The sequence below is a fragment of the Streptomyces deserti genome (assembly GCF_054782695.1).
The window spans coordinates 115,252-130,589 of record NZ_BAAGRZ010000018.1 but is presented as its reverse complement, the minus strand read 5'-3'; the positions used below and the strand labels follow the sequence as shown (position 1 = coordinate 130,589).

Annotated in this window: 17 protein-coding genes; 16 read left to right on the top strand and 1 reads right to left on the bottom strand. The window is 70.7% G+C overall.

Annotated elements, in window-relative coordinates:
- The 11 genes from lepB (ACYVMZ_RS26390) (at position 1) to ACYVMZ_RS26340 (ending at position 9,528) form a co-directional block, all read left to right on the top strand.
- Positions 1 to 780 carry a signal peptidase I gene (lepB, locus tag ACYVMZ_RS26390; RefSeq protein WP_461083807.1) on the top strand — a complete coding sequence of 260 codons (780 nt, stop codon included), beginning with the start codon at positions 1 to 3 and terminating at the stop codon, positions 778 to 780.
- Complete coding sequence (gene lepB, locus ACYVMZ_RS26385) at positions 773 to 1,864, top strand: signal peptidase I (protein WP_461083805.1); 1,092 nt, start codon at positions 773 to 775, stop codon at positions 1,862 to 1,864. The genes lepB (ACYVMZ_RS26390) and lepB (ACYVMZ_RS26385) overlap by 8 nt, the downstream gene beginning before the upstream one ends.
- Complete coding sequence (gene lepB / locus ACYVMZ_RS26380; RefSeq protein WP_461083803.1) at positions 1,752 to 2,732, top strand: signal peptidase I; 981 nt, start codon at positions 1,752 to 1,754, stop codon at positions 2,730 to 2,732. The genes lepB (ACYVMZ_RS26385) and lepB (ACYVMZ_RS26380) overlap by 113 nt, the downstream gene beginning before the upstream one ends.
- A 111-nt stretch (positions 2,733 to 2,843) precedes the next feature.
- Positions 2,844 to 3,620 carry a signal peptidase I gene (lepB, locus tag ACYVMZ_RS26375; protein WP_461083801.1) on the top strand — a complete coding sequence of 259 codons (777 nt, stop codon included), beginning with the start codon at positions 2,844 to 2,846 and terminating at the stop codon, positions 3,618 to 3,620.
- A complete protein-coding gene (locus ACYVMZ_RS26370; protein WP_461083799.1) occupies positions 3,610 to 4,134 on the top strand; it encodes an NUDIX hydrolase in 525 nt (174 codons plus the stop codon). The genes lepB (ACYVMZ_RS26375) and ACYVMZ_RS26370 overlap by 11 nt, the downstream gene beginning before the upstream one ends.
- 56 nt (positions 4,135 to 4,190) lie before the next feature.
- The gene (locus ACYVMZ_RS26365; RefSeq protein ID WP_003965949.1) at positions 4,191 to 4,499 is read left to right on the top strand and encodes a DUF2469 domain-containing protein; all 309 of its coding nucleotides are present in this window, start codon (positions 4,191 to 4,193) and stop codon (positions 4,497 to 4,499) included.
- A gap of 88 nt (positions 4,500 to 4,587) precedes the next feature.
- Positions 4,588 to 4,989 carry a YraN family protein gene (locus tag ACYVMZ_RS26360; protein WP_461083797.1) on the top strand — a complete coding sequence of 134 codons (402 nt, stop codon included), beginning with the start codon at positions 4,588 to 4,590 and terminating at the stop codon, positions 4,987 to 4,989.
- A gap of 1 nt (position 4,990) precedes the next feature.
- Positions 4,991 to 6,616: a YifB family Mg chelatase-like AAA ATPase gene (locus ACYVMZ_RS26355; RefSeq protein WP_461083795.1), complete on the top strand. Its 1,626-nt coding sequence runs from the start codon at positions 4,991 to 4,993 to the stop codon at positions 6,614 to 6,616.
- Positions 6,613 to 7,773, top strand: coding sequence for a DNA-processing protein DprA (gene dprA / locus ACYVMZ_RS26350; RefSeq protein WP_461083793.1), 1,161 nt, complete (start codon positions 6,613 to 6,615; stop codon positions 7,771 to 7,773). Before ACYVMZ_RS26355 ends, dprA begins: the two co-directional genes overlap by 4 nt.
- Positions 7,774 to 8,045: 272 nt before the next feature.
- The gene (gene whiG, locus ACYVMZ_RS26345; RefSeq protein WP_461083791.1) at positions 8,046 to 8,885 is read left to right on the top strand and encodes an RNA polymerase sigma factor WhiG; all 840 of its coding nucleotides are present in this window, start codon (positions 8,046 to 8,048) and stop codon (positions 8,883 to 8,885) included.
- Positions 8,886 to 8,970: 85 nt separating this feature from the next.
- Positions 8,971 to 9,528 (top strand): TetR/AcrR family transcriptional regulator, encoded by a 558-nt coding sequence (locus tag ACYVMZ_RS26340; RefSeq protein WP_461083870.1) that lies wholly within the window; start codon positions 8,971 to 8,973, stop codon positions 9,526 to 9,528.
- A gap of 119 nt (positions 9,529 to 9,647) precedes the next feature.
- Here the strand turns inward: ACYVMZ_RS26340 and ACYVMZ_RS26335 are convergent, their stop codons facing one another.
- Positions 9,648 to 10,253 carry a M23 family metallopeptidase gene (locus ACYVMZ_RS26335; RefSeq protein WP_461083789.1) on the bottom strand — a complete coding sequence of 202 codons (606 nt, stop codon included), beginning with the start codon at positions 10,251 to 10,253 and terminating at the stop codon, positions 9,648 to 9,650.
- Between the two features lie 275 nt (positions 10,254 to 10,528).
- Here ACYVMZ_RS26335 and rpsB point away from each other — a divergent pair, with 275 nt between their 5' ends.
- The 5 genes from rpsB (at position 10,529) to ACYVMZ_RS26310 (ending at position 15,335) form a co-directional block, all read left to right on the top strand.
- The gene (rpsB, locus tag ACYVMZ_RS26330; RefSeq protein ID WP_461083787.1) at positions 10,529 to 11,431 is read left to right on the top strand and encodes a 30S ribosomal protein S2; all 903 of its coding nucleotides are present in this window, start codon (positions 10,529 to 10,531) and stop codon (positions 11,429 to 11,431) included.
- A gap of 190 nt (positions 11,432 to 11,621) precedes the next feature.
- Positions 11,622 to 12,458, top strand: coding sequence for a translation elongation factor Ts (tsf, locus tag ACYVMZ_RS26325; protein WP_461083785.1), 837 nt, complete (start codon positions 11,622 to 11,624; stop codon positions 12,456 to 12,458).
- 190 nt (positions 12,459 to 12,648) lie between these two features.
- Positions 12,649 to 13,407 (top strand): UMP kinase, encoded by a 759-nt coding sequence (gene pyrH / locus ACYVMZ_RS26320; protein WP_461083783.1) that lies wholly within the window; start codon positions 12,649 to 12,651, stop codon positions 13,405 to 13,407.
- Between the two features lie 213 nt (positions 13,408 to 13,620).
- A complete protein-coding gene (frr, locus tag ACYVMZ_RS26315; protein ID WP_461083781.1) occupies positions 13,621 to 14,178 on the top strand; it encodes a ribosome recycling factor in 558 nt (185 codons plus the stop codon).
- Positions 14,178 to 15,335 (top strand): phosphatidate cytidylyltransferase, encoded by a 1,158-nt coding sequence (locus ACYVMZ_RS26310; RefSeq protein WP_461083779.1) that lies wholly within the window; start codon positions 14,178 to 14,180, stop codon positions 15,333 to 15,335. The genes frr and ACYVMZ_RS26310 overlap by 1 nt, the downstream gene beginning before the upstream one ends.
- Positions 15,336 to 15,338: the final 3 nt, after the last annotated feature.

Genomic DNA, 15,338 nt, shown 5'->3' with positions numbered 1-15,338 from the left:
ATGGACACCGAAGCACAGCCGACGGAGCGCGACCGCTCCTCCCGCCCTTCCGACTCCGAGGACACCTCGGAGCCCCAGGGTTCGGAGGGACGGTCGCGTTTCGCATTGGTGTCGCGGATCACCGACTGGCTCCCGGGCGGGCGGATCACCCTGACCCTGCTGATCTGCCTGCTGTTCCTGCTGCTGCTCAGCACGTTCGTGCTGCGGCCCTTCCAGATCCCCAGCGGATCCATGGAGCAGGGATTGAGGATCGGCGACCGCGTTCTCGTAAATAAGTTGGCGTACCGTTTCGGTGCCGAGCCGCAGCGCGGCGACATCGTCGTGTTCGACGGAACCGGGTACTTCGGGCACGCCGACTACATCAAGCGCGTTGTCGGTGTGGGGGGAGACCACGTGGTCTGCTGTGACAAGGAGGGGAGGCTCCAGGTGAACGGCCGGTCGGTCGACGAGTCGACCTTCCTGTACCCCGGCGACAGCCCGTCCCAGGTGCGCTTCGACGTCGTCGTGCCCGAGGGCACCCTGTTCGTCCTCGGCGACCACCGCAGCGACTCCAGCGACTCCCGCGACCACCTCGGCTCGCCGGGCGGCGGCATGATCCCGGTCGGCGACGTCATCGGCCGCGCCGACTGGATCGTCTGGCCGTTCTCGCACGCCACCCGCCTGCACCGCCCTGACGCCTACGCGCGCGTGCCCGCCGCCCAGGGCGCCCATGGGAGCGCGAAGGACGCCCACGGGGCCGCGGAGGACGCCCACGGGGCCGCGGAGGGTGCCCATGGGTAACCGCGGTAAGCCGCGCGGGGCGCCCGCGAGCCCCGCCGAGAATCTGCTGCCCACCGGCGCCCGGCGCGCCGGTGGCCCCGTCACCGGGCGGACGCGGGCCGAGCGGCGCAAGCTCCAGCGCAAGGTCAAGCGCAAGCGCCGGCGCAGCGCGGTCAAGGAGATACCGCTCCTCGTCGGTGTCGCCGTCCTCATAGCGCTCGTGCTGAAGACGTTCCTCGTCCAGGCCTTCGTCATCCCGTCCGGCTCCATGGAGCAGACGATCCAGATCGGCGACCGCGTCCTGGTCGACAAGCTCACCCCGTGGTTCGGCTCCAGGCCGCAGCGCGGGGACGTCGTCGTGTTCAAGGACCCCGGCGGCTGGCTCAAGGACGAGCAGACCACCGTCAAGAAGGACGACCCCGTCGTCATCAAGCAGATCAAGGAAGGGCTCACCTTCATCGGCCTGCTGCCGTCCGACAACGAGAAGGACCTCATCAAACGGGTCGTCGGCGTCGGCGGCGACCGGGTCAAGTGCTGTGACGCGCAGGGACGGGTCACCGTCAACGGCGTTCCACTGAACGAGGACTACCTGTATCCCGGCAACGCCCCGTCCACCACGCAGTTCGACGTCACCGTCCCCCAGGGCCGGCTGTGGGTGATGGGCGACCACCGGTCCAACTCCGCGGACTCCCGCGCCCACCAGGACACCGACTACGGCGGCACGGTCTCCGAGGACGAGGTGGTGGGACGTGCCATGGTCATCGCCTGGCCCCTGGGGCACTGGAGCACCTTGGAGGAGCCGAAAACCTACGCCTCCGTGGCGGACTCGGCCGCCGGGTCGACCGCTGCTCCCCAGCTGTCGCATAGGGTTGCTACCGACGATCCGAACGGAATGATCCAGCTCCCGAGCCCTGCGGAACTCCCGCTCGTTATGGGAGTGGTGGGCCTGCGTCGTGTATGGGGCAGGCGGCGGCACAGAGTAAGGAGTTGGCGTGGGGGATGTGGCGGTTGGCGCACGGTCCGGACACGGCGGCGAGGAACACCGCGGGCATCCCGCGGAATCAGCCGTCCCGGCCGCGGACAGCGCCGTGACCTCCGGGAGTGACTCCGGGGCGGCCGAGGACGACAGGGTGACGGACGAACACACCACGACCGACGACCGAGGGGCGGGCGGAACCCCCAGGCCGAAGAAGCAGCAGCGCTCCTTCTGGAAGGAACTGCCGATCCTGATCGGCATCGCGCTGGTGCTCGCGTTGCTGATCAAGACGTTCCTGGTGCAGGCGTTCTCGATCCCCTCCGACTCGATGCAGAACACCCTCCAGGAGGGCGACCGCGTCCTGGTCGACAAGCTCACCCCCTGGTTCGGCTCCGAGCCCGAGCGCGGCGAGGTCGTCGTCTTCCACGACCCGGACAACTGGCTGGCGGGCGAGCCCACCGCCGATCCGAACGCCCTGCAGAAGGTCCTCAGCTGGATCGGCCTCATGCCGTCCGCGGAGGAGAAGGACCTCATCAAGCGCGTCGTCGGCGTCGGCGGCGACACGGTCGAGTGCAAGAACACCGGCCCGCTGAAGGTCAACGGCAAGGCCCTCAACGAGCAGTCGTACGTCTACCCGGGCAACACGCCGTGCAGCGTCGACGACCAGGGCGGCCAGTTCAAGGTCAAGGTCCCCGAGGGCTACATCTGGGTCATGGGCGACCACCGGCAGAACTCCCGGGACTCGCGCTACAACCGGTCGGACAAGCACAACGGCATGGTCCCGGTGAAGGACGTCGTCGGCCGCGCCATCGTCGTGGCCTGGCCGGTCAACCGCTGGGACACCCTGCCGGTTCCGGACACCTTCGACCAGACGGGACTGGGCGACCAGTCCTCGGCAGCGGCCCTGACGACCGCCCCTGACGCCCTCGCCCTCGTCGGCGTCGTACCGGTGGTGCTGTGGCGCCGCAGGCGCGGCGCGACGACCGAGGTTCGTTGAGACAGGGGGGCTGAGCCTCCCCGGAGCCGGGCCCGGGGCCTCACCCCCGACCGATCCAAGTCCGCCAGGTGACTGGGCCCGCTTCGGTACCGCCGGGTAGGGTGCGGATCCATGGGTGTCGAGAGCACGACGCGTACGGCTCCGCAGGGCGGCGGCGCGAACGGTGGCCCGGCGGGCAGCCGGACCGGGCAGCGGCTGTCCGGGCTGGCCGTGGCGCTGGGCCTGGTCCTGTTCCTCGGGGGCTTCGCCTGGGGAGCCGTGGTCTACCGGCCGTACACCGTGCCCACCAGCTCGATGTCCCCGACGATCGCGGCCGGCGACCGGGTGCTGGCGCAGCGCGTCGACGGCGGTGCGATACGCCGCGGTGACGTCGTCGTCTTCAAGGACGCGACCTGGGCCGACGTGCCGATGGTCAAGCGCGTGGTCGCCGTCGGCGGAGACACCGTCTCCTGCTGCCAGGACGGCAAGCTCAAGGTCAACGGCAAGGAGATCGACGAACCGTATCTCCCTGAGGGCACCGCGGCCGAGGTCAGCAACTTCCCGACCGTGACCGTCCCCAAGGGCCGCCTGTTCCTGCTCGGCGACGAGCGCGGCAACTCCGTGGACTCCACCGCCCACCTCACCGACGCGGCCAGCGGCACGGTCTCCCGTACCGCCGTCGAGGCCCGGGTCGACGCCGTCGTCTGGCCCATGGACGGCATGCTGAAGAGCCCCACCGGCTTCGAGACACTCGGCGCCCTCTCCTCACCCGGCCCGCTTCGTATGATCGTCGCCCTGGTGATCGCCGGCGCCGTGCTCGTGCTCGGCGGGGCCGCGTACGGCCCCCTCGCCAAGCGCGCGGGCGCGGCCCGTACCCGGGTGAGCGCGGAGCCCACCGGTGTCCGCTGAGACGGCGCCGACGGGGCAGGACACGTACGAGGGCGGGCTGCGCAAGGTCGCCCGGGTCGTGCTCCTCGACCCGCGGGACCGCATCCTGCTGCTGCACGGCCACGAGCCGGACGATCCGGCCGACGACTGGTGGTTCACGCCCGGCGGCGGTGTGGAGGGCGACGAGACCCGTGAACAGGCCGCCCTGCGGGAACTCGCCGAGGAGACCGGCATCACGGAGGTCGAGCTCGGCCCGGTGCTGTGGCGGCGGAGGTGCTCCTTCCCGTTCGCGGGCCGCCGCTGGGACCAGGACGAGTGGTACTACCTGGCCCGTACGCACCGCACGGCGACCGAGGCCACGGGCCTGACCGAGCTGGAGCGGCGCAGTGTCGCCGGAGCGCGCTGGTGGACGTGTCAGGAACTGACCCGGGCACATGAGACGGTGTATCCGACCAGACTCGCCGAGCTACTGCGCACACTGCTCGACGAAGGGCCCCCGGCCGGGCCCGTGACCCTTGACCCCGAAATTGTCTAGGGGCTCACGGGACTGGCGCACAATGGTGGGATCGCACGGCTGAAGGGGAACATGCCATGAGCGCCGAGGACCTCGAGAAGTACGAGACCGAGATGGAGCTCAAGCTCTACCGGGAGTACCGCGATGTCGTCGGTCTGTTCAAATACGTGATCGAGACCGAGCGGCGCTTCTACCTCACCAACGACTACGAGATGCAGGTGCACTCGGTCCAGGGTGAGGTGTTCTTCGAGGTGTCCATGGCGGACGCCTGGGTGTGGGACATGTACCGGCCGGCGCGTTTCGTGAAGCAGGTACGGGTCCTCACATTCAAGGACGTGAACATCGAGGAGCTGAACAAGAGCGATCTGGAACTGCCGGGCGGCTGACGGCAGAGCTGCCGTCACCCGTGTGGGTGACGGAGTTGTCCACAACCGCCGAGTAGTCCACCAAGATCCACTTCGTGGAGCCGGATGCGTGACGGTTGGCGCCGGAGGTGGTGCCGACATGAACGCACATCGGGCACGCAGTGCACTCGGCAGGTACGGCGAGACGCTGGCCGCGCGGCGGCTGGCCGAGGCCGGGATGACGGTCCTGGAGCGCAACTGGCGCTGTGGCAGGACCGGGGAGATCGACATCGTGGCCAGGGACGGGGACGTCCTGGTCGTCTGCGAGGTGAAGACCCGCAGGGCAGGCCCGTTCCAGCACCCCATGGCGGCGGTCACGCCGGGCAAGGCGGAGCGGCTGCGGGGCCTGGCGGAACGCTGGCTGCAGGAACACGGGGGAGCGCCGCCCGGCGGGGTGCGCATCGACGTGGTGGGCGTGCTGCTGCCGGCCCGCGGCGCGCCCGTGGTGGAGCACGCTCGGGGGGTGGCCTGAGATGGGGTTCGCTCGTACGTGCTCGGTGGCGCTGGTGGGCGTCGAGGGCGTGGTCGTCGAGGTCCAGGCCGACCTGGAACCGGGCGTCGCGGCGTTCACGCTGGTGGGTCTGCCCGACAAGAGCCTGACGGAGAGCCGGGACCGGGTGCGGGCCGCGGTCGTCAACTCCGGGGCCGCCTGGCCCCAGAAGAAGCTGACAGTGGGCCTGAGCCCGGCGTCCGTCCCCAAGAGCGGCAGCGGCTTCGACCTCGCCGTCGCCGCGGCGGTCCTGGGGGCTGCCGAGCGCATCGATCCCCGGGTGCTCGCCGACATCGTGATGATCGGGGAGCTGGGGCTGGACGGCCGGGTACGGCCGGTCCGGGGAGTGCTGCCGGCGGTGCTGGCGGCGGCGGACGCGGGGTACGAGCAGGTGGTCGTGCCGGAGTGCGCGGCCGCCGAGGCGTCCCTCGTGCCCGGGGTGTCCGTGCTGGGCGTGCGCAGCCTGCGCCAGCTGATCGCGGTCCTCGCGGACGAGCCCGTCCCCGACGAGGAGCCGGACGAGCAGGGCCGCCCGGACCCGCTCCTGGCCGGACTGCGGATGCCCGGCACGGGCGCGGCCACCGGCATGCACAGCGTCGGCGCGGCACAGCACGACCACGGCCACGACCTCGCGGACGTGGTGGGCCAGATCTCGGCGCGTACGGCGGTGGAGGTCGCCGCAGCGGGCGGACACCACCTGTTCCTGGAGGGACCGCCCGGAGCCGGCAAGACGATGCTCGCCGAGCGGCTGCCCGGCATCCTGCCCCGGCTCAGCCGGCAGGAGTCGCTGGAGGTCACGGCGGTGCACTCGGTGGCCGGCCTGCTGCCCCCGGGCAAACCCCTGATCGACGTGGCCCCCTACTGCGCCCCGCACCACTCGGCCACGATGCAGGCGCTCGTCGGCGGCGGCCCCGGCATCGCGCGGCCCGGTGCCGTGTCCCTGTCCCACCGGGGCGTGCTCTTCCTGGACGAGACGCCGGAGTTCAACAGCCAGGCACTGGACGCCCTGCGCCAGCCGCTGGAGGCGGGGCACGTCGTGATCGCGCGCAGTGCGGGCGTCGTGCGCTTCCCCGCGAAGTTCCTGATGGTCCTCGCGGCCAACCCCTGCCCGTGCGGGCGCTTCTCGCAGAAGGACGCCCTGTGCGAGTGCCCGCCCTCGGCGATCCGCCGCTACCAGGCCAGGCTGTCCGGCCCGCTGCTCGACCGGGTCGACCTCCGTGTCGAGGTGGACCACGTCACCCGCAGCGAACTGACCGCGTGCGGCGCACGCGGCGAGTCCACCGCGGTGGTCGCCGACCGGGTGCGAGCGGCCCGGGAGCGGGCCGCGGCGCGCTTGGCCGGCACTCCGTGGCGCACCAACAGCGAGATCCCCGGACGGGAACTGCTCAGCCGCTGGTACGCCGTACCCGGCGCCATGGACGAGGCCGAGCACAGCCTGGAGCGAGGCGTCCTCACCGCCCGCGGACTCGACCGGGTCCTGCGCGTCGCCTGGACCGTCGCCGACCTCGTCGGCCACGACCGGCCCGACGCGACGGACGTCGCCCTGGCCCTGCAACTGCGCACCGGAGTGCCGCGGGGCGTCCCCATGGCCATCGGGGCGCTGACATGAACCCCGCCGGCGAAGCGGACGGCGAACTGCTCGCGCGGATCTTCCTCACCCGTGTCATCGAGCCCGGCGACGAGGCCGGTGGGCGGTGGGTGCGGGAGTTCGGGGTGCGGGAGGTGGCCCGGCGGATGCGGGAGGGCAGCCGGCCTCTACCGGGGGTGAGCGGCAAGCGGTGGGCGGGGCTGCTGGCCAGGGCCGAGCAGGCCGAGCCGGACAGGGATCTCGCCGTCGCGCGGGACGCCGGGGTGCGGTTCGTGTGTCCCGGGGACGCCGAGTGGCCCGGGCAGCTCGATGATCTGGGGGACGCCCGGCCCCTGGGGCTGTGGGTGCGCGGTGGGCCCAGCCTGCGGATGTGGGCGCTCAGGTCGGTGGCCGTCGTCGGGGCGCGGGCCTGTACCGAGTACGGGGCCCATATGGCGGCCGACCTCGCCGCCGGGCTCGCCGAGCAGGGGTGGGTCGTGGTGTCCGGCGGCGCCTACGGGGTCGACGGCGCCGCCCACCGCGGTGCTCTCGGCGCGGGCGGCGCCACCGTCGCCGTCCTGGCCTGCGGTGTCGACCGGCCCTACCCGCGCGGCCACACCGAGCTGATCACCAGGATCGCCGAACAAGGCCTGGTGGTCGGCGAGTTGCCACCCGGGGAGCATCCGACGCCGAGCAGGTTCATCCTGCGCAATCGGGTGATCGCCGCGCTCACCAGGGGCACCGTGGTCGTCGAGGCCGCCCACCGCAGCGGCTCGCTGGTCACGGCACGGGCGGCCCAGCGCCTCGGCCGTCACACGATGGGGGTACCCGGCCCGGTCACCAGCGGTCTGTCCGCGGGCGTGCACGAACTGCTGCGCGGCGAGGCGGTCCTGGTCACCGACGCCGCTGACGTCGTCGAACTGGTCGGCGACATCGGTGAGCTGGCCCCGGAGCGCCGCGGACCGGTGCTGCCGCGGGACCTGCTGGGGCCGGTCACCCGCCAGGTGCTCGCCGCGCTGCCGACGCGCCGGGCGGCCCGGGCCACCGAGATCGCCCGCGGCGCGCAGACCACACCGGACGACGCGATCGCGAGACTGTACGAACTCAGAGCACTCGGTTACGTCGAACGACACGGCGATGGCTGGAAGTTGACACGCCAGGCGGTGACCTCCGTCCGCGGCGGCCGCAGCCCCTGCTGACCGAGCGTGTTCGGCCGTCCGGGGGAACCCCGACACCCCTTGGAAATTCGCTCAGTTGGGTCGCTCTGATGATCACGCAGAGCGACCTTCATGCCCTGACGGGACGCCCTGCGGAACGTATCTGCGCACGCTCCCACGTCCGCTCCTCGCGCACCGCGACACCGCAGTCACGCTACGCTCACGAGGATACCGACACGGACAGGCAACTCGACATCAGACAGACAGCTCACCCAGGCATCACCACTCCACAGCAGAACGGCACAAGGCGACGAATGCCCCAGCACACCTCCGGGTCCGACCGGGCGGCCATCCCCCCAGCCGCCCGTGACGGTGGCAACGTGCGGCCGCCCGCTCCCTCGACGCTCGACGAGCTGTGGCGGTCGTACAAGGCGACGGGGGACGAGCGGCTGCGGGAGCAGCTGATCCTGCACTACTCGCCGCTCGTGAAGTACGTCGCGGGCCGGGTCAGCGTGGGGCTCCCGCCCAACGTCGACCAGGCGGACTTCGTCTCCTCCGGGGTGTTCGGGCTGATCGACGCGATCGAGAAGTTCGACATCGACCGTGAGATCAAGTTCGAGACGTACGCGATCACCCGGATCCGCGGAGCCATGATCGACGAGCTGCGGGCCCTGGACTGGATCCCGCGGTCGGTGCGGCAGAAGGCGCGCAACGTGGAGCGCGCGTACGCGACGCTGGAGGCGCGGCTGCGGCGCACGCCGACAGAGAGCGAGGTCGCCGCCGAAATGGGCATCGCGATCGACGAACTCCACGCCGTCTTCAGCCAGTTGTCGCTGGCCAACGTCGTCGCTCTGGAGGAGCTGCTGCATGGCGGCGAGAGCGGCGACGGCCTGAGCTTCATGGACACGTTGGAGGACACCGCCGCCGACAATCCCGTCGAGGTGGCCGAGGACCGGGAGCTGCGGCGGTTCCTGGCGCGGGCGATCAACACGCTGCCCGAACGGGAGAAGACCGTCGTCACCCTGTACTACTACGAGGGGCTGACGCTGGCCGAGATCGGGAACGTGCTGGGCGTGACCGAGAGCCGGGTCAGCCAGATCCACACCAAGTCCGTGCTGCAGCTGCGGGCGAAACTGGCGAGCTTCGGGCGGTGAGCCGCGGGCCGGGCCGGAGAGTGACTCCCGTCCGGGGTGGCGCGTCCGTAAAGTGGTTGAGGTGCCAAGGATTCGAGCGGCCTCCGTGGCCGAGCACCGGTCGATGCAGCGTGCCGCCCTGCTGGACGCGGCACGCTCCCTGTTGTCCGAGGGCGGGACGGAGGCGCTGACCTTCCCGGCCCTGGCCGAGCGCACGGGGCTCGCGCGCTCGTCCGTGTACGAGTACTTCCGGTCGCGGGCGGCCGTGGTCGAGGAGTTGTGCACGGTCGACTTCCCGGTCTGGGCTGCGGAAGTCGCGGCGGCGATGGAGCAGGCCACTGCACCTGAGGCCAAGGTCGAGGCGTATGTGCGCAAGCAGCTGGAGCTGGTCGGGGACCAGCGGCACCGGGCCGTGGTCGCGATCTCCGCGAGTGAGCTGGACGCCGGGGCCCGGGAGAAGATCCGGGCGGCGCACGGCGGGCTCGTCGCGATGATCGTCGAGGCGCTGGGGGAGCTGGGGCATGCGGAGCCCCGGCTGGCGGCGATGTTGCTGCAGGGGGTTGTCGACGCGGCTGTGCGCAGGATTGAGCTGGGGGCCGCGGAGGAGCCGGCGGTGATCGCGGAGGCGGCGGTCCGTATGGCTCTGCGGGGTGTGCGGGGCTGACGTCGGCTGGGGCTGGGGCGGGGTGGGTCGCGCAGCCCGGCGCTGCGGGGTGCCGCCCTTCAACGGGACGCGTGCGGTCCTCGGCGGCACGTATGCCCGCGGATCGCGAGTACCACCAGCTACGAGGGCAGCGGCACACCCGACACCGGCAGCAGCCGCGACGGACCCCTGTGCAGGAGCCACGGCGGCAGCAGGGCGAGCGGGTCCAGGTAGGTCTCGCCTCTCAGCAAGCCCCAGTGCACGCACGTAGCCGTGCAGTGCGAGCCGGTCGGCTCGACCGTGCCGATCACCTCACCCGGCGCTACCTCCTCGCCCTTCTTCACCGCCGCCGTCACCGGCTCGTACGTCGTCCGCAACGGTGGATCGCCCGTCCCGGTCAGCTCCACGGAGACAACCCCCTTCCCGGCCACCCGGCCCGCGAAGGACACCCGGCCCGCCGCCACCGCCCGTACGGGTGTGCCCGGTGCTGCCGCGAGGTCGACGCCCCGGTGGCCCCGGCCGTACGGGGTCGCCGGGGGTTCCCAGCCGCGCAGGACCGGCGGGCGCACGCCGACGGGCCATGCCCGGCCGATGGCCGGCACCCCGGCGTCCGCTCCTGGAGGTAGGGGTCCGGCGGCACCGGACGCGACCCACCGGTGCGGCGGTGGCGCCAGCACGGTGGCCACCGTCAGGACCAGCAGCAACACCAGCCGTACACACGCCCTCACGCATCGCTTCGTTCGCATGCCGACAGCGTTCCGGAAACGAGCCGATCATGGCCGGGAGCTGTGGACTACCGCCCGGTTGTGGACAACGGCGTCACCCGGCGCCTCGCCGGTCCCGTACACTTCTGGTGGCGATCCGGGTCACCGGGTCGACTTCGCACGCCCCGACACGGCCACCGGAAACGGTCCGTGTCAGCGCCCCTCGGTCCTTCGTGGCAACGGCGCAGTGCGGGCGTCAGGCGCGGGAGCCGTCCGGCATCCGCGGCACAACCGAGAAACTCAAGGAGAGTACGGCCATGGCCGTCGTCACGATGCGGGAGCTGCTGGAGAGCGGCGTCCACTTCGGTCACCAGACCCGCCGTTGGAACCCGAAGATGAAGCGCTTCATCTTCACCGAGCGCAACGGCATCTACATCATCGACCTGCTCCAGTCGCTGTCGTACATCGACCGCGCCTACGAGTTCGTCAAGGAGACCGTCGCCCACGGCGGCACGGTCATGTTCGTCGGTACCAAGAAGCAGGCGCAGGAGGCCATCGCCGAGCAGGCCACCCGCGTCGGCATGCCCTACGTCAACCAGCGCTGGCTGGGCGGCATGCTCACCAACTTCTCGACCGTCTACAAGCGTCTGCAGCGCCTGAAGGAGCTGGAGCAGATCGACTTCGAGGACGTCGCGGCCTCCGGTCTGACCAAGAAGGAGCTCCTGGTCCTCTCGCGTGAGAAGGCCAAGCTGGAGAAGACCCTCGGTGGTATCCGCGAGATGCAGAAGGTGCCCAGCGCCGTCTGGATCGTGGACACCAAGAAGGAGCACATCGCCGTTGGTGAGGCCCGGAAGCTGAACATTCCGGTCGTCGCGATCCTCGACACCAACTGCGACCCCGACGAGGTCGACTACAAGATCCCGGGCAACGACGACGCGATCCGCTCCGTCACCCTGCTCACCCGCGTGATCGCCGACGCGGTCGCCGAGGGCCTGATGGCCCGTTCCGGCGTCGCCGAGGCCGGCAAGGGTGACAAGGCCGCGGGTGAGCCGCTCGCCGAGTGGGAGCGCGACCTGCTGGAGGGCGAGAAGAAGGCCGACGAGGCTGCTCCGGCCGCTGAGGCCGCCCCGGCCGCCGAGGCGGAGAAGCCCGCCGAGGCTCCGGCTGCCGAGGCCGACCAGCCCGCCGAGGCTCCGGCCGCCGAGGCCGAGCAGGCCTGACCCGTCAGCGTCCGAGTTGACGGCGGGAGCGGTACTGCATCCCACAGCGCCTCCAGCGCGGTGAACTCCGCTCCCGCCGTTCACCCGTAGGTCAGCGGCAGGACAGCGGCCTCCGTGCACATGGAGGCACCGGGGGGTCGCACCCCGCCGATCTTCGATCTTCCAGACTTCGAGAAAGATTCACAGACTCATGGCGAACTACACCGCCGCCGACGTCAAGAAGCTCCGCGAGCTCACGGGCGCCGGCATGATGGACTGCAAGAAGGCGCTGGACGAGGCCGAGGGCAACGTCGACAAGGCCGTCGAGGCGCTCCGCATCAAGGGCCAGAAGGGCGTCGCCAAGCGCGAGGGCCGCTCCGCCGAGAACGGCGCCGTGGTCTCGATCATCGCTGACGACAACTCCTCCGGTGTCCTCGTCGAGCTCAAGTGCGAGACCGACTTCGTCGCCAAGGGTGACAAGTTCCAGGCCGTGGCCACCGCCATCGCCGAGCACGTCGCCAAGACCTCCCCGGCCGACCTCGAGGCCCTGCTCGCCTCCGAGATCGAGCCCGGCAAGACCGTCCAGGCGTTCGTGGACGAGGCCAACGCCAACCTCGGCGAGAAGATCGTCCTGGACCGCTTCGCGCAGTTCTCCGACGGCTACGTGACGGCGTACATGCACCGCACGATGCCCGACCTGCCGCCGCAGATCGGTGTCCTCGTCGAGCTCGACAAGCCGAACGCCGAGGTCGCCAAGGGCGTCGCCCAGCACATCGCCGCCTTCGCGCCGAAGTACCTCTCCAAGGAGGACGTCCCGGCCGAGGTCGTCGAGGCCGAGCGCCGCATCGCCGAAGAGACCACCCGCGCCGAGGGCAAGCCCGAGGCCGCCCTGCCGAAGATCGTCGAGGGTCGCCTCAACGGCTTCTTCAAGGACGCCACGCTGCTGGGCCAGCCGTACGCGCTCGACAACAAGAAGTCCGTCCAGAAGGTCCTGGACGAGGCCGGTGTCACCCTGAAGCGCTTCACGCGTATCAAGGTCGGCATCTGAGTCCGTACCACGACGGGCGCGCGACCCCGATAGGGTCGACGGCAGTCGTTCGGGTACCCGGTCACGCGCGCGTGCGTGCCCGACGACAGCAGATCTGACGAGGAGGCCATTGCCGCATGGGATGTGAAACACGCCCCGCCGGCAATGGCCTTCTTCGTATGTGCAACACGTGAAAGAGGCGGGATCCCCCATGACCACCAAGGCCCAGAAGAGCGACGACGGCAAAGTACCCGGCCGGTTTCTGCTGAAGCTGTCCGGAGAGGCCTTCTCCGGCGGTGGGGGCCTGGGCGTCGACCCCGACGTGGTGCACGCCATCGCGCGCGAGATCGCGGCCGTGGTCCGTGACGGCGCGCAGATCGCGGTCGTCATCGGCGGCGGCAACTTCTTCCGCGGTGCCGAACTCCAGCAGCGCGGCATGGACCGGGCCCGCTCCGACTACATGGGCATGCTCGGCACCGTGATGAACTGCCTCGCCCTGCAGGACTTCCTGGAGAAGGAGGGCGTGGACTGCCGCGTGCAGACCGCGATCACCATGGGGCAGGTCGCCGAGCCGTACATCCCGCTGCGCGCCGTACGGCACCTGGAGAAGGGCCGCGTGGTCATCTTCGGCGCCGGTATGGGCATGCCGTACTTCTCCACCGACACCACCGCCGCACAGCGCGCCCTGGAGATCGACGCCGAGGCGCTGCTGATGGGCAAGAACGGTGTCGACGGGGTCTACGACTCCGACCCGAAGACCAACCCCGACGCCGTGAAGTTCGACCAGCTCGGCTACGGCGAGGTCATCACGCGCGACCTGAAGGTCGCCGACGCCACGGCCATCACGCTGTGCCGCGACAACAAGCTCCCGATCGTCGTCTTCGAGCTTCTGACGGAGGGCAATATCGCGCGTGCCGTCAAGGGTGAGAAGATCGGCACGCTGGTGGGTGACCAGGACAGCCGGGACTGACCGGATGAACCATCCCGGTCCCGGGACACCTGTCCACGGGATGCCCGTCCACCGGACGCCACCTGTCCGGGGGACGGACGGGACGGACCCGGGCCGGGGGATGGACAATGTCCTGCCGGTCGGGAACCGTGCAGGAAGAAGACGCGACGCAGCCGGCCGCCGCCCCCATCAGGAACCGCAGCCGGGCCTACTCAAGACACGCAGGAGCAAGTGGTGATCGAAGAGACCCTCCTCGAGGCCGAGGAGAAGATGGAGAAGGCCGTCGTGGTCGCCAAGGAGGACTTCGCCGCGATCCGCACCGGCCGTGCGCACCCGGCGATGTTCAACAAGATCGTGGCCGACTACTACGGCGCGCCGACCCCGATCAACCAGCTGGCCTCGTTCTCGGTGCCCGAGCCGCGCATGGCCGTGGTGACCCCGTTCGACAAGAGCGCGCTGCGCAACATCGAGCAGGCGATCCGCGACTCCGACCTGGGCGTCAACCCGAGCAACGACGGCAACATCATTCGGGTGGTGTTCCCCGAGCTGACCGAGGAGCGCCGCCGCGAGTACATCAAGGTCGCCAAGAGCAAGGGCGAGGACGCGAAGATCTCGATCCGTTCCGTCCGCCGCAAGGCCAAGGACGCCATCGACAAGCTGATCAAGGACGGCGAGATCGGTGAGGACGAGGGCCGTCGTGCGGAGAAGGAGCTCGACGACACCACCGCGAAGTACGTCGCCCAGGTGGACGAGCTCCTGAAGCACAAGGAAGCGGAGCTGCTCGAGGTCTGATGAACGACTCTTCCTGGGGGGCGCCGCCACACACCGGGTACTGGGGGCCCACCGACCAGGGACCTGTCCAGGGCGCGGCCCCGGCGGGTCCCGCGTACGATGCGCAGGACGCGCAGCAGACTCGGCCCATGCCCATCGTGCCCGACGCACCCGGTCACGGCGGAGACCAGGATGACGACCGGGGGGCCGCTCGGCTGGGTGGCCCTCTGTTCCGAGACGAGACGTTCCGCGACGATACGTCCCAGGCACCGCCCTACGGGCAGGTGCCGCACATGCAGCAGCAGAAGCAGAATCCGGAGTCCATGCCCGACGCCTCGCAGCCGGCCCCCAAGCCGCAGAAGAAGAGCGCGGGGCGCGACCTGAGCGCCGCGATAGGGGTCGGGGTCGGGCTCGGCGCGGTGATCGTCGCGTCGCTCTTCATCGTCAAGGCCGTGTTCGTCGGCGTCATCGCGGTCGCCGTCGTGGTGGGCCTGTGGGAGCTGACCAAGCGGCTGGAGGAGCGCAAGGGCATCCGGGCGCCCCTCGTGCCGCTCGCGCTCGGCGGTGCCGCGATGGTCGTCGCCGGGTACGTGCGGGGCGCCGAGGGCGCCTGGGTCGCCATGGGGCTCACCGCGCTGGCCGTGCTGGTCTGGCGGATGACGGAACCGCCCGAGAACTACCTCAGGGACGTCACCGCGGGCGTGTTCGCCGCGTTCTACGTGCCCTTCCTGGCCACGTTCGTCGCGATGATGCTCGCCGCCGACGACGGGCCCCGCCGGGTTCTGACGTTCCTGCTCCTCACCGTCGTCAGCGACACCGGCGCGTACGCCGTCGGCTGGCGCTTCGGCAAGCACAAGCTCGCGCCGCGCATCAGCCCCGGCAAGACCCGCGAGGGCCTGCTCGGTGCCGTGGCGTTCGCGATGGTGGTGGGCGCGCTGTGCATGCAGCTCGTGATCGACGACGGCACCTGGTGGCAGGGCCTGCTGCTCGGCCTCGCGGTCGCGGTCAGCGCCACGCTCGGCGACCTCGGCGAGTCCATGATCAAGCGGGACCTGGGCATCAAGGACATGGGCACGTTGCTGCCGGGCCATGGCGGGATCATGGACCGCCTTGACTCGCTCCTGCCGACCGCGCCCGTCGTCTGGCTGCTGCTGGTGATCTTCGTGGGGTCGGGCTGAGCG

What these genes read in the sequence shown, in the direction of transcription:
- ACYVMZ_RS26355 (WP_461083795.1), top strand. Translation starts at nt 4,991, where the DNA reads ATGGGGTTCGCTCGTACGTGCTCGGTGGCGCTGGTGGGCGTCGAGGGC.
- ACYVMZ_RS26335 (WP_461083789.1), bottom strand. Translation starts at nt 10,253, where the DNA reads ATGCGAACGAAGCGATGCGTGAGGGCGTGTGTACGGCTGGTGTTGCTG.
- ACYVMZ_RS26365 (WP_003965949.1), top strand. Translation starts at nt 4,191, where the DNA reads ATGAGCGCCGAGGACCTCGAGAAGTACGAGACCGAGATGGAGCTCAAG.
- ACYVMZ_RS26310 (WP_461083779.1), top strand. Translation starts at nt 14,178, where the DNA reads ATGAACGACTCTTCCTGGGGGGCGCCGCCACACACCGGGTACTGGGGG.
- lepB (WP_461083805.1), top strand. Translation starts at nt 773, where the DNA reads ATGGGTAACCGCGGTAAGCCGCGCGGGGCGCCCGCGAGCCCCGCCGAG.
- rpsB (WP_461083787.1), top strand. Translation starts at nt 10,529, where the DNA reads ATGGCCGTCGTCACGATGCGGGAGCTGCTGGAGAGCGGCGTCCACTTC.
- whiG (WP_461083791.1), top strand. Translation starts at nt 8,046, where the DNA reads ATGCCCCAGCACACCTCCGGGTCCGACCGGGCGGCCATCCCCCCAGCC.
- lepB (WP_461083807.1), top strand. Translation starts at nt 1, where the DNA reads ATGGACACCGAAGCACAGCCGACGGAGCGCGACCGCTCCTCCCGCCCT.
- dprA (WP_461083793.1), top strand. Translation starts at nt 6,613, where the DNA reads ATGAACCCCGCCGGCGAAGCGGACGGCGAACTGCTCGCGCGGATCTTC.
- tsf (WP_461083785.1), top strand. Translation starts at nt 11,622, where the DNA reads ATGGCGAACTACACCGCCGCCGACGTCAAGAAGCTCCGCGAGCTCACG.
- lepB (WP_461083801.1), top strand. Translation starts at nt 2,844, where the DNA reads ATGGGTGTCGAGAGCACGACGCGTACGGCTCCGCAGGGCGGCGGCGCG.
- pyrH (WP_461083783.1), top strand. Translation starts at nt 12,649, where the DNA reads ATGACCACCAAGGCCCAGAAGAGCGACGACGGCAAAGTACCCGGCCGG.